The following is a 12,042-nucleotide window of genomic DNA, read 5'->3' as shown; positions in this document are numbered from 1 at the left end:
GATGGCTGCTTCCGAAACCATTCTCAGCGTCAAGGATCTTCGCGTCCGCTTCCGCACGCTCGACGGCGTGGTGGAGGCGGTGAAGGGCATCAATATCCATGTTAAATCAGGCGAGACGGTAGCCGTCGTCGGCGAATCCGGCTCCGGCAAGAGCCAGACGATGATGGCGGCGATGAGCCTGCTGGCCTCGAACGGCGAAGCCACCGGGAGCGTCGACTACCGCGGCCGCAATCTTTTGACCCTGAGCAAGCCCGAGCTCAACAAGATCCGCGGCCGCAAGATCAGCATGATCTTCCAGGAGCCGATGACTTCGCTCGACCCGCTCTATTCGATCGGTAGCCAGTTGATCGAACCGATCCGCAAGCATCGCGGGCTTGGCGCCGCCGAGGCGCGCGAAGAGGCGCTCAAGCTGCTGCGGCTGGTCCATATTCCAGATCCGGAGCGGCGGATGAAATCCTATCCGCACGAGATGTCGGGCGGTCAGCGCCAGCGCGTCATGATTGCCATGGCGCTGGCCAATGACCCCGACATATTGATCGCCGACGAGCCGACGACGGCGCTCGACGTGACCATCCAGGCGCAGATCCTCATGCTGCTCGCCGAACTGCAGCGCAAGCTCGGCATGGCGATCGTCTTCATCACCCACGATCTCGGAATCGTCAGGCGCTTTGCCGACCGGGTCTATGTGATGCGCTATGGCGAGGTCGTCGAGGAGGGCGAGGCGGAAGCAATCTTCGTCGACCCGCAGCACGCCTACACCAAGATGTTGCTTGCCGCCGAGCCGACCGGCACCAAGGCCCCGCCGCCTCCGAATGCCCCCGTCCTGCTCGAAGGCAGGAACGTCGAAGTGACCTTCAAGATCGGCGGCGGCTTTCTTGGTGGAGAACCGCTGATATTGCGCGCTGTCGATAGCATTTCGATCCGGCTGAAGCGCAACCAGACCATCGGCATCGTGGGCGAATCCGGTTCGGGAAAGTCGACGCTCGGCCGCGCCTTGCTGCGGCTCCTGCCCAGCGACGGCATCATCCGGCTTGGCGACCGCGACATCTCCCACGCCGACCGCCAGGCGATGCGGCCGCTGCGGCGCGAATTGCAGCTGGTCTTCCAGGACCCGTTCGGCTCGCTGTCGCCGCGCATGACCGTCGGCCAGATCATCACCGAAGGGCTCCTGGTCCACGAGCCCAATCTGTCGGGCAGGCAGCGCGATCTCCGCGCCGTCGATGCCTTGCTCGAAGTCGGGCTCGACCCGAACACGCGCAACCGCTATCCGCACGAATTCTCCGGTGGTCAGCGGCAGCGCATCGCCATTGCGCGCGCCATGATACTGAAGCCGAAAGTGGTGGTGCTGGACGAGCCGACCTCGGCGCTGGACCGCTCCGTGCAGAAGCAGATCGTCGAATTGCTGCGCAAGCTGCAGGCCGACCACGAACTGTCCTATCTGTTCATCAGCCACGATCTCGCGGTCGTGCGCGCCATGGCCGACTACATCATCGTCATGAAGCAGGGCAAGATCGTCGAGGAGGGGCCGTCCGAGGCGATCTTCAGCAATCCGCAGGCAACCTATACGCAGACACTGATGGCCGCGGCCATCGATGTGACGCGATTTCGCCTGAGCGCATAGCGCGATTGGTCAGAACTGCGGCGGAAGGTGGTTGTTTCGGGAACAAGAACAGCTAAGCCGCTGTTTTTTCTGGTCGGAGTGGCAGGATTTGAACCTGCGACCCCATCGTCCCGAACGATGTGCGCTACCAGGCTGCGCTACACTCCGTGACCAGACCGCGGGCTTATAGCCGCCGCATTTGGTTACTGCAAGCGCCAATGGCAGCGCTTCCGTCGCATTTCTTTCGCTTTAGCCGCTACGTCATACAGGTTTCAGTTTCCTGTCGCACAAACACGGCTTAAAGGGGCTTCTAGGTAACCGTCCACTTGCCTCGAAGCATCTGATTCAGCCGCCTGGAGTTGCAGCCTTGTCGATGAAGATCGTTAGCGATGTCAAACCAAACACTTTTGAGTTCGAAACCTCGGCGTTGATCAAGCCATCCGGGTTTCGCGAATATGATGCGCGCTGGTGGTTTGGCCATCCCGGTTCGAACGAGCCGCCGGAGCTCAATCTGATCGGCGTCCAGGCGCTCGGCATGGGGCTCGGCACGCTGATCCGCCGTCTGGGTGCCGGACCCGACATCGTCACCGGTCACGATTTCCGCTCTTATTCGCTTGCCATCAAGCTGGCGCTGGTTTCCGGGCTGATGGCCGCCGGCGCGCGGGTCAAGGATGTCGGGCTGGCCTTGTCGCCGATGGCCTATTTCGCCCAATTCGCGCTCGACACGCCGTCCGTCGCCATGGTCACCGCCTCGCATAACGAGAATGGCTGGACCGGCGTCAAGATGGGCGCGGCGCGCCCGCTGACCTTTGGTCCGGAGGAGATGAGTGCGCTGAAGGCGATCGTGCTCTCAGGCGATTTCGACCTTGTCGGTGGCGGCTCCTATGACTTCGTTGCGGATTTCCGCAAAACCTACCTCGACGATCTGACAGCGGGAAAGCGTATCTCGAGGAAGCTCAAGGTGGTGGCCGCCTGCGGCAACGGCACCGCCGGGGCTTTCGCTCCCGAGGCACTGGAAAGGAGCGGCTGCGAGGTGATTCCGCTCGACGTCGCGCTCGATCATACGTTTCCCAATTACAATCCCAACCCCGAAGACATGAAGATGCTGCACGCCATTCGCGACAAGGTGCTGGAAACTGGCGCCGATGTCGGGCTCGGCTTCGACGGCGACGGCGACCGCTGCGGCGTGGTCGACAATGAAGGCAACGAGATCTTCGCCGACAAGGTCGGCGTCATGCTTGCGCGCGACATCTCACACCTCTATCCCGGCTCGACTTTCGTCGTCGACGTCAAGTCGACCGGATTGTTCATGACCGACAAGGTGTTGCGGGAAAATGGCGCGGTCACCGACTATTGGAAAACCGGTCATTCCTATATCAAACGGCGCGTCGCCGAGCTCGGCGCTGTCGCCGGTTTTGAGAAATCGGGCCACTTCTTCTTCAATCCGCCGATTGGCCGCGGTTATGACGATGGCCTGGTCACGGCCATTGCTATATGCCAGATGCTGGATCGCAGCCCGCAAAGCAGCATGGCCGACCTCTACCGCGATCTGCCGCTGACGTTCGGCACGCCGACCATGTCGCCACATTGCGCCGACGAGCTCAAATACGGCGTCGTCGAGCGGGTCGTAGGCGATGTTCGCAAGATGAAGGACGAGGGCGCGGTCTTCGCCGGCCAGAAGATCGCCGAGCTGATCACCGTCAACGGCGTCAGGGTCGTGGCGGAGGATGGTACCTGGGGGCTGGTGCGGGCATCATCGAACAAGCCGGAGCTTGTGGTGGTGGTCGAAAGCCCGGTATCGTCCGAGCGGCGTCGCCAGATGTTCGAAGCCGTCGACGCGGTGCTGCGCCGCAGCCCGGAAGTCGGCGCCTACAATCAGACCTTTTGAGCGGGACTTATTTTCATGACCGAACGGATCGTCAGTTTTGTGATGAGCGGCGGCATCGGCTCGCGGCTGTGGCCGCTGTCGCGCGAGGACAATCCCAAGCAGTTCCATGATTTCTCCGGCGACGGCTCGATGCTGGCCAAGACGCTACGCCGGCTGACTGCGCGGCCGGAAGGCGAAACGCCGGTTTTCCTGATTGCCTCGGAAAGGCACGCCGACCGCGTTCATGCCGACATTGCCGGCCACGAGCTTTCCGGCGGCGGCCCGCTGTTCGAGCCGACCGGACGCAACACTGCCGCGGCCGTCGCTTTGGCAAGCCTGCGCACTTTGTCCGAATTCGGCGACAGCCTGGTGCTGGTGGTGCCGTCCGACCATGAGATCGCGACCGCGCAGCAATTCTGGCGGAGCGTCGAGGCCGGCACGGCGGCGGCGCGCGAAGGCAGGCTGGTGGTGTTCGGCATCAAGCCCACCCAACCGGAGACCGGGTATGGCTACATCGAGGTGGCAGGCGAGCGCGATGGCATCTGCGATGTCTCGCGTTTCGTCGAAAAACCCGATCTCGCCACCGCGCAGAGCTATCTTGAGGCCGGCAATTTCTACTGGAACACCGGCATCTTCCTGTTTCGCGCCAGTGCCATGCGCGACGCGTTCATCGTTTTCCAGCCAGACATCTGGAGCGCCACAGAGGCTGCCTACCAGGCTGCGACATCGGATCTTTCCGGCCTCTACATGCCTCTGGAGCTCTATGCCGCCATCCCTTCGACATCGATCGACTATGCGATCATGGAGCGCGCCAGCGGCATCGCCATGGTGCCGGCCGGCTTTCGCTGGAACGATCTCGGTTCCTGGCAATCGCTGCTCGATGTCGGGCCGTCCGACAAGCAGGGCAACGTCATTGTCGGCGACGTCGTCGCCATCGATTGCGAGAACTCCTATATCCGCAGCGACGGCCGCCTGCTGTCGGCCATTGGCCTGAAGGACGTCGCCATCGTCTCGACCGCCGACGCCACTTTCGTCGCGCCGGTCAGCCACAGCCAGAACGTCAAGAAGATCGTCGAGCAGCTCGAAAAGAGCGGCCGCCTGGAGACCAGGTTCACGCCCGCCGACGATCGCGTCATCGAAAGCGGCGCCTGGCAACGCCGCGTGCACCATTGGCTGTTCGAGGAGACGGTGCCGCTGTGGTCGACGATCGGCGTCGATGAGCGCCATGGCGGGTTCCATGAGGCGCTCGGTTTCGACGCCACCCCGCTGATGAAACCCAAGCGCATGCGCACGCAGGCCAGGCAGATCTATGCCTTCGCCGTCGCCAAGGCGCGCGGCTGGAACGGCCCGGCCGATCGGCTGATTAGCCACGGCCTCGAATTCATGGCCAGGAACGGCCGCACCGATAATGGCGGCTGGGTGCGCACGCTCAACGTCGACGGCACCGTCGCCGATGCCGCCGAGGATGCCTATGACCATTCCTGCGTGCTTCTGGCGCTGGCGCATGCCCATATGTGCGGCAATCCGGATGCATTGCGGCTTGGCGAGGAGACCTTTGCGTTCATCGACGCGCATCTCGAGGACGAACGCCTGACCGGCTTCCGCGAGACCTCGAGCGGCGAGGGCGAACGCCGCTCCAACCCGCACATGCATCTGCTCGAGGCGTTTTTGGCCTGGCATCAGGCGACCGGCGAGCGCGCCTATCTTCGCCGCGCCGCGCGCATCGTCGATCTGTTCCGCAGCCATTTCTTCGACCCGGAAAGCTGGACGCTGGGTGAGTATTTCGACAATGAATGGCGGCCAGCCCCTGGCGAGAAAGGCACGTGGACCGAACCGGGCCATCATTTCGAATGGGCCTCGCTGCTGGTCGACTTCGCGGGCCGCAGCGGCCAGAGCGGCTTGACCGGCCTCGCCAGGAAACTCTACGCGTCGGCGATTGCCAATGGCCTGAACCGCGCCACAGGCCTCGCCTACGGCGCCGTCTCGCGGCAAGGGCTGCCGCTCGACCGCGTCTCGCGCAGTTGGCCGCAGGCCGAAGCAATCAAGGCAGCGATCGCGCTGGACGGCTCGGGCGGTCCCGACCTGAAGCCGGAAATCGAGGCGCGTGTCGGCCGGCTGTTCCGCTGGCACATCAATCCGGCACCGCTCGGCCTGTGGATCGACCGCATCGACGAGCGTGGCCGCTCGCTGGCAAGCGAGGTGCCGGCCAGCATCTTCTACCATCTGGTCTGTGCGCTGACGCAGTATCTGGACGGTACGGCCCGCAAGGATCAGTACGGGCTGGCGACATCACCGGTCTCGACGTAGACCGACTTTAGCTGCGAATAGAGTGCCAATGCCGCGAGCGAATTCTCGCGGCCGATGCCGGACTGCTTGAAGCCGCCGAACGGGATTTCGACCGGCGTCAGATTGTAGGCGTTGATCCAGCAGGTGCCGGCCTGCAATTCGGCGATGACACGGTGGGCGCGCGCCAGGTCGCGCGTGAACACGCCTGCAGCGAGGCCGAATTCGGTGTCGTTGGCGCGCTCGATCACCTCGTCCTCGCTGTCGAACTTCAGCACGCTCATGACAGGCCCGAAAATCTCCTCGCGGGCGATGCGCATCGTGTCGGTGACACCGGTGAACACCGTCGGCTCGACGAAGAAGCCGCCCTGAAAACCCTGCAGCGAAGGCACATTGCCGCCGCAGGCGAGCACCGCACCATCCTGCTTGCCGGCCTCGATGTATGAGACGACCTTGTCGTGCTGCGCCTTCGAGACCAGCGGCCCCATCTGCGTGTCCTGGTCGAGCGGGTCGCCGATGCGGATTTTCTTGGTCCGCTCGGTCAGCCTTTCGACGAAACGGTCATGGATGCTGCGCTGCACGAAGACCCGTGTGCCGTTGGAGCAGATCTGACCGGTCGAATAGAAATTGCCGAGCATCGCGCCGCCGATGGCGTTTTCGAGGTTGGCGTCTTCGAAGACGATCAGCGGCGACTTGCCGCCGAGCTCCATCGTCGCGTGCTTCATCTTCGAGCCGGCGAGCGACAGCACCTTGCGGCCGGTCGGCACTGAGCCGGTCACCGAGACTTTGGCGACGACCTCATGGCCGACAAGGCCGGCGCCGACATCGCCAAAACCTTGCACGACATTGAACAGCCCGTCGGGCAGCCCGGCCTCGGTGTAGATTTCGGCGAGCGCCAGCGCTGAAAGCGGCGTGTTTTCCGACGGTTTGAACACCATCGCATTGCCCATGGCGAGGGCGGGTGCGGATTTCCAGCCGGCGATCTGGATCGGGTAGTTCCACGCGCCGATGCCGACGCAGACGCCGAGCGCCTCGCGCCTGGTATAGGCAAAGGGACCGCCGAGATCGACGGCCTCGCCATTAAAGGCGGCGACCGCGCCGCCGAAATATTCGAGGCAATCCGCCGCCGAAGGGGCGTCCGCAACCAGCGTCTCCTGGATCGGCTTGCCGGTGTCGAGCGTCTCGATACGCGCCAAATCGGCATTGCGGGCGCGCAAAATGTCGGCGGCACGGCGCAGTATGCGGCCGCGCTCGACCGGCTTCAGCCGTGCCCAGGCCGGCTGTGCCGCACGCGCGGCTTCGATCGCGAGTTCAAGCACGTTCGGCGTCGCCGAGCGCAGCATGGCAATGGTCTCGCCGGTCGCCGGATAGATGACCGGCAGCGGCGCGCCGCGCTCGTCGTCGATATAGCGGCCGTTGACATAATGCGATGCCGTTGGCTGGGCGCGCATGACTGTTCTCCAATCGTCTTTCGCGGCAGGCGGAATGTGCGTCCGCCGGATCATGGCCTATCTGTCCGACGCCTGCCAGCGCGGATTGATCCATGGTTCCTGGTTGGACGGCGCCAGCGGCGAGCGCCCGAGAACGTGGTCGGCGGCCTTCTCGCCAGTCATGATCGACGGCGCGTTGAGATTGCCATTGGTGACGCGCGGGAAGATCGAGGAATCGGCGACCCGCAGCCCTTCGACGCCGATGACGCGGCATTCCGGATCGACGACGCTCATCGCATCGTCGGCACGGCCCATCTTGCAGGTGCCGCAAGGGTGATAGGCGCTTTCGGCGTGGTCGCGGATGAAGGCGTCGAGCTCGTCGTCCGATTGTACGTGCGAACCCGGCGACAGTTCCTTGCCGCGGTAAGGATCGAAGGCCGCTTGCCCGAAGATCTCACGGGTCAGCCGGATGCAGTGGCGGAACTCCGTCCAGTCGTCCGGATGCGACATGTAGTTGAAGCGGATCACCGGCTTCGATTTGGGATCGGGCGAGCGCAGCGTGACCGAACCGCGCGACTTCGACCGCATCGGCCCGACATGCGCCTGGAAGCCATGCGCCTTCGCCGCCGCCTTGCCGTCATAGCGGACTGCTGCCGGTATGAAGTGATACTGGATATCGGGATAATCGACGCCGGCGCGCGAGCGCACAAAGGCGGCCGCCTCGAAATGATTGGTGGCGCCGAGGCCGGACTTGAAGAACAGCCACTGCGCGCCGATCAATGCCTTCGAGAACGGGTTCAAGATGGAGTTCAGCGTGATCGGCTTTGTCGATTCCTGCTGGATGTAGAGTTCCATGTGGTCCTGCAGATTGCGGCCGACGCCGGGCCGGTCGACAATCACCGGAATGCCGTTCTCTTTGAGGTGCTGGCCGGGGCCGATGCCGGACAGCATCAGGATCTTGGGCGAGTTGATCGAGGACGCGGCAACGATCACCTCACGCCGCGCTCTGATCACCTGAATCCGCTTGCGCGCTTCGATCTCGACTCCGGTGGCGCGTTGATTCTCGATGATTACCCGTCGGGCGAACCCCTTGACCAAGCTGACATTTTTCCGCCTGAGTGCCGGCCTGAGATAGGCGCTCGCCGCCGACCAGCGGCGACCGCCACGAATGGTCTGCTCCATCGGCCCAAAACCTTCCTGCTTCGCGCCATTGTAATCATCGGTTAGCTCGAAACCGGCCTGACGGCCTGCCTCGACAAAGGCGCCGTAGAGTGGATTGGTCCGCGAGCCGCGCTGCACAGTCAGCGGGCCGCCATGGCCGCGCCAGCCATTCTCGCCGCCATTGCTGTCCTCCATTCGCTTGAAGTACGGGAGCACGTCTGCGAAGCCCCAGCCGGCCGCGCCCTGTTCGGCCCAATGGTCGAAGTCGCGGGCATGGCCGCGCACATAGACCATGCCGTTGATCGAGGATGAGCCGCCGATGACCTTGCCGCGAGGCGTTGCCAGCACGCGGCCGCCGAGATGCGGCTCCGGCTCGCTGGCAAAGCCCCAGTCGTAGAGGCTCATGTTGAGCGGGATCGACAGCGCCGACGGCATCTGGATCAGCGGCCCGATATCGCTGCCGCCATATTCGATGACGATCACCGAATGCTTGCCGTCCTCCGACAGCCGGTAGGCCATGGCCGAGCCGGCCGAGCCGGAGCCGATGATGACGAAATCCGCTTCAAGCATGGTTCATGCGCGCCCATGGTTCATATGCGCAGTGAAATCGGCCAGCGAGACGTTGCCGCCGGTTGCCACTACGAGAACGGTCTTGCCGGTCACGTCGACCTTGCCGCCGAGCAACGCCGCGAGTGAAGCAGCGCCCGAAGGCTCGAGCACCAGCTTCAGCCGCTCGAAGGCGATCCGCATAGCGCGCCGCACCGAAGCATCGTCGACGGTGACGCCGCGAACGCCGGCGGTCTTCACCGCTGCGAACGGCGCGTCGCCAGGCCGCCGCGACATCAGCCCGTCGCAGATCGATTTCGGCCCGATCGGCATGGTTTCGATGGCGCCATGTGCCAGCGACGAGCCCATGCCGTCAAAACCTTCCGGCTCGACGCCGATGATCTTCGTGGCTGGCGACAGGTAGTGGAAGGCCAGCGAAACACCGCCGATCAGGCCGCCGCCGCCGACCGAGCAGAACAAGAGATCGGCCTCGGTTTGCCTGGCGGCGAGCTGGTCGAGTGCCTCCAGCCCGGCACCGGCCTGGCCGGCGACGATCTCCGGATCGTCGAACGGGTGCAGCAGCGCCAGGCCTTCGCTCGCGGCGATCTCGCGCGCCCTGGCGGCAGCGACTTCCTCACGCGCGCGCTCGCCATGGTCGGTCAGCACGACGTGCGCGCCGTAGCCCGATGTGGCGTCGCGCTTGGCGGCCGGCGCGTCGATCGGCATGACGATGGTGACAGGAATGCCGAGCGCCTGGCCCGCCGCCGCCAGCCCTTGCGCGAAATTGCCGGAGGAATAGGCGACGACGCCCTTTTTGGCTTCGTCAGGCGACAGCCGCTTCAGCCGCCAGTAGGCGCCGCGCACCTTGAACGATCCTGCCCATTGCAGCGACTCGGCCTTGACGAAGAAGCGGGCGGCGCCGGTCTCGCGGGCGAGTGCCGCCGATTCCAGCAGCGGCGTGATCTGCGTCGCCTTGGAGGTGGCGGCATAGGCCTGCCTGAGATGGTCGAGCGAGGGGACGAGACTGTCTGCCATCATTTGCCTCGCGGAAAGCGCTTCTGCTCTTCGAGCAGGTCGAGGTTCATGTGATTGCGCATGTAGCGCTCCGATGCTTTCTGCAGCGGCTGGAATTCCCAAGGGTAGTGGGTGCCGTTGCGCAGCGCCGGGTAGACCACCCAGCGGCGTGCCTGGCTGGCACGCACCGCGGCATCGAACGCCGCCATGTCCCAGCGCTCCCGCACCTTGCCGGTGAAAGCCGCCACCAAAGCCGCATTGGCCGGATCGGCGGCGAGGTTGGTCAATTCCAGCGGATCCGATTCAAGATCAAACAGTTGCGGCGGATCGATCTCGCAATGGATGAATTTGTAGCGGCCCTCGCGCATCGCCACCATCGGCGCGTTCGAGCCTTCGGCTGCATATTCCATCAGCACCGGCGCGGAGCGTTTCCTTCCGTTCAGCAGCGGCAGTAGCGACTGGCCGTCGGTCCACGGCGCAATCGCGCTGATGTCGATGCCGGCGAGATCGCAAAGCGTCGGCGTCACGTCGAGGTTGGAGACCGGCGTGTCGATCAGCCCGGTGTGTATGCTCTTGCCGGCGATCATCAGCGGCACCCGCGCCGAACCTTCGAAGAAGCACATCTTGAACCACAGGCCGCGCTCGCCGAGCATGTCGCCGTGGTCCGAGCAGAACAGGATGACCGTGCCGTCGAGCATGTGCGTGCGCTCGAGCACCGACAGCAACTCGCCGAGCTTGTCGTCGAGATAGGAGATATTGGCGAAATAGCCGCGCCGCGCGCGGCGGATCTGCTCCGCGGTGATGTCAAAACTATCATAGTCGCTGGCGCGGTAGAGCCGCTGCGAATGCGGGTCCTGCCTGTCGTAGGGAATGAAGCCGATCTCGGGCTCGAGCGCCGGGCAATCCTCGTAGAGGTCCCAGTAGCGCCGCCGTGCGACGTAGGGATCGTGCGGATGGGTGAAGGAAACCGTCAAGCACCAGGGCCGATGTGCGACGTCGTCGGAGACGCGGGCAAGATCGTAGAGCTTCTGCACCGCATGGAAGGCGACCTCGTCGTCATATTCCAGCTGGTTGGTGATTTCGGCAGTTCCGGCACCGCTCACTGAGCCCAGATTGTGATACCACCAGTCGATCCGCTCGCCGGGCTTGCGATAGTCCGGCGTCCAGCCGAAATCGGCCGGATAGATGTCGGTAGTCAGCCGTTCCTCGAAGCCGTGCAACTGGTCCGGCCCGACGAAATGCATCTTGCCGGAGAGGCAGGTGTGATAGCCGGCGGCGCGCAGATGATGGGCAAAGGTCGGGATCGACGAGGTGAATTCGGCGGCGTTGTCATAGACCCCGGTGCGTGACGGCAATTGGCCGCTCATGAATGCGGCGCGGCCCGGCGCGCAGAGCGGCGAGGCCGTGTAGTTGTTGCAAAAACGCGCCGAACGCGCGGCGAGCGCCTTCAGATGCGGCGCGTGCAGGAAGTCTGCCGGCCCGTCTGGAAACAGCGTTCCGTTGAGCTGATCGACCATAACGATCAGGATGTTGGGTCGCTTGGATGTCACTGCTTCTGCCGTCCGCTAAGCTTCATTTCGAGATAGTCCTCAACCAGTGCGATCGCGGTCGCGGCATCGGGCACGCCGTCCTTCAGCGCGCGCCTGATATAGAGCCCGTCGATCAGCGCCGCCGTCGCTTCGGCAACCCGGTCGGCCTCGCTTCTCGGCAGGATGCCGGTCAGCCCGCTGAGCAGATTGGAATGCAGCCGCCGTGCATAGACCTTGAGCAGCCGGCGAAGTGCTGCCGATTTCTGCGCCTCGACATAGAAGGCGAGCCAGGCGGCGATCGTTTCCGGCTGGAACTGGACGTCGGAGAAATTGACCGCGACCACTGCCGAGACGCGCTGGCGCGCCGTGCCGGCCGTGCGAAGCGCGCGCCGCGTATCGGCGGTGAGCCCGCTCAGGATGTGCCGCATCGTCGCCAACAGCAATTCGTCCTTGGCGCCGAAATAATGGTGGGCAAGCGCCGAGGACACGCCGGCGCGCCCGGCGATTTCCGACATCGTGACATCAAGCGAACCGCGCTCGCCGATCGCCGAGATCGTTGCGTCGATGAGCGCCTTGCGGCGCAACGGCTCCATTCCGAGTTTCGGCATTCTT

8 protein-coding genes and 1 tRNA gene are annotated in these 12,042 nt (G+C 64.1%); 3 read left to right on the top strand and 6 right to left on the bottom strand.

What is annotated here, in order from left to right; all coding sequences use genetic code 11:
• Position 1 precedes the first annotated feature (1 nt).
• Positions 2–1,621: an ABC transporter ATP-binding protein gene (locus NKH91_RS22270; RefSeq protein WP_352848366.1), complete on the top strand. Its 1,620-nt coding sequence runs from the start codon at positions 2–4 to the stop codon at positions 1,619–1,621.
• Positions 1,622–1,691: 70 nt separating this feature from the next.
• Here NKH91_RS22270 and NKH91_RS22265 read toward each other — a convergent pair.
• A tRNA-Pro gene (locus NKH91_RS22265) sits at positions 1,692–1,768 on the bottom strand.
• Positions 1,769–1,973: 205 nt separating this feature from the next.
• On the opposite strand from NKH91_RS22265, the gene NKH91_RS22260 reads away from it, so the two are divergent.
• Positions 1,974–3,488 (top strand): phosphomannomutase/phosphoglucomutase, encoded by a 1,515-nt coding sequence (locus NKH91_RS22260; protein WP_502899020.1) that lies wholly within the window; start codon positions 1,974–1,976, stop codon positions 3,486–3,488.
• 15 nt (positions 3,489–3,503) lie between these two features.
• The gene (locus tag NKH91_RS22255) at positions 3,504–5,774 is read left to right on the top strand and encodes an AGE family epimerase/isomerase (protein WP_352848163.1); all 2,271 of its coding nucleotides are present in this window, start codon (positions 3,504–3,506) and stop codon (positions 5,772–5,774) included.
• Here the strand turns inward: NKH91_RS22255 and betB are convergent.
• Genes betB through betI form a run of 5 tightly spaced genes read right to left on the bottom strand, consistent with a single transcriptional unit; the run spans position 5,738 to position 12,038 of the window.
• Positions 5,738–7,201, bottom strand: coding sequence for a betaine-aldehyde dehydrogenase (betB, locus tag NKH91_RS22250; protein ID WP_023718435.1), 1,464 nt, complete (start codon positions 7,199–7,201; stop codon positions 5,738–5,740). The genes NKH91_RS22255 and betB overlap by 37 nt on opposite strands.
• A gap of 57 nt (positions 7,202–7,258) precedes the next feature.
• The gene (gene betA, locus NKH91_RS22245) at positions 7,259–8,911 is read right to left on the bottom strand and encodes a choline dehydrogenase (RefSeq protein ID WP_023718434.1); all 1,653 of its coding nucleotides are present in this window, start codon (positions 8,909–8,911) and stop codon (positions 7,259–7,261) included.
• A 3-nt stretch (positions 8,912–8,914) separates the two neighbouring features.
• On the bottom strand, positions 8,915–9,922 hold the full coding sequence (locus NKH91_RS22240) for a threonine/serine dehydratase family protein (RefSeq protein WP_502899019.1): 1,008 nt from the start codon (positions 9,920–9,922) through the stop codon (positions 8,915–8,917).
• Positions 9,922–11,451 carry a choline-sulfatase gene (gene betC, locus NKH91_RS22235; RefSeq protein ID WP_352848169.1) on the bottom strand — a complete coding sequence of 510 codons (1,530 nt, stop codon included), beginning with the start codon at positions 11,449–11,451 and terminating at the stop codon, positions 9,922–9,924. The genes NKH91_RS22240 and betC overlap by 1 nt, the downstream gene beginning before the upstream one ends.
• The gene (gene betI, locus NKH91_RS22230) at positions 11,448–12,038 is read right to left on the bottom strand and encodes a choline-binding transcriptional repressor BetI (RefSeq protein WP_023718431.1); all 591 of its coding nucleotides are present in this window, start codon (positions 12,036–12,038) and stop codon (positions 11,448–11,450) included. Before betI ends, betC begins: the two co-directional genes overlap by 4 nt.
• Between the last annotated feature and the right edge of the window lie 4 nt (positions 12,039–12,042).

Origin of the sequence: Mesorhizobium sp. M0894 (genome assembly GCF_040319725.1) — a bacterium.
In the GTDB taxonomy this organism is placed as follows: domain Bacteria; phylum Pseudomonadota; class Alphaproteobacteria; order Rhizobiales; family Rhizobiaceae; genus Mesorhizobium.
The sequence above is the reverse complement of the archived record's forward strand: the minus strand, read 5'-3'. Positions and strand labels throughout refer to the sequence as shown.

Excerpts from the sequence above, each read along its gene's own strand:
- NKH91_RS22260 (WP_502899020.1), top strand. The coding sequence starts at position 1,974 with ATGAAGATCGTTAGCGATGTCAAACCAAACACTTTTGAGTTCGAAACC.
- NKH91_RS22240 (WP_502899019.1), bottom strand. The coding sequence starts at position 9,922 with ATGGCAGACAGTCTCGTCCCCTCGCTCGACCATCTCAGGCAGGCCTAT.
- betB (WP_023718435.1), bottom strand. The coding sequence starts at position 7,201 with ATGCGCGCCCAGCCAACGGCATCGCATTATGTCAACGGCCGCTATATC.
- betI (WP_023718431.1), bottom strand. The coding sequence starts at position 12,038 with ATGCCGAAACTCGGAATGGAGCCGTTGCGCCGCAAGGCGCTCATCGAC.
- NKH91_RS22255 (WP_352848163.1), top strand. The coding sequence starts at position 3,504 with ATGACCGAACGGATCGTCAGTTTTGTGATGAGCGGCGGCATCGGCTCG.
- NKH91_RS22270 (WP_352848366.1), top strand. The coding sequence starts at position 2 with ATGGCTGCTTCCGAAACCATTCTCAGCGTCAAGGATCTTCGCGTCCGC.
- betA (WP_023718434.1), bottom strand. The coding sequence starts at position 8,911 with ATGCTTGAAGCGGATTTCGTCATCATCGGCTCCGGCTCGGCCGGCTCG.